At 49.0% G+C, this 595-nt stretch carries 1 pseudogene; it reads right to left on the reverse strand.

What is annotated here, in order from left to right:
* Nucleotides 1-10 precede the first annotated feature (10 nt).
* Nucleotides 11-595 (reverse strand): annotated as a pseudogene (ubiB, locus tag FDX22_RS27540) (ubiquinone biosynthesis regulatory protein kinase UbiB); the annotation flags it as partial.

Consider the following 595-nt stretch of genomic DNA (forward strand, 5'->3'; position numbering starts at 1 on the left):
GATGAAAAAATCAGCGCATTTTGCGCCAGCCGATCAGCCAGGCGATAACACCACCCGCGATTAACCAGCCCGGCATAAGCCCCCACTCAGGGCGGCTTACCAGCAGGAATGTCCCACTTAACAGCAACGTTGCGCCAATACCCAATAAATAACGGGATTGTCCCTGACGTACGTGATTCGCATGAAGCTCGCGCGCAATCTTATCAACACTGTGCTGTAAATATTTGCCCTGGCGCAAACTGTCATACACAAGTTCAGGTATTTCTGGCATTTTTTCGACCCAGAACGGTGCTTTTTCTTTAAAAGCCCTGACAAGCGCAGGAATACCGACCTGATCTTTAATCCACGACTCCAGAAATGGCTTGGCTGTTTTCCATAAATCTAACTGCGNAAAGGTTTGGCCGTTTTCCACAGATCCAACTGAGGATAGAGCTGTCGACCAACACCCTCAACGTACAACAGCGTCTTCTGTAACAGCACCAGTTGAGGCTGGACTTCCATATTAAATCGACGTGCCGTATTGAACAGATTCAACAGCACGTGACCAAAGGAGATCTCTGCTAGCGGCTTTTCGAAGATCGGCTCACACACGGTA

The sequence above is a fragment of the Citrobacter sp. TBCS-14 genome, assembly GCF_005280805.1.
Classification (GTDB): domain Bacteria; phylum Pseudomonadota; class Gammaproteobacteria; order Enterobacterales; family Enterobacteriaceae; genus Citrobacter; species Citrobacter gillenii.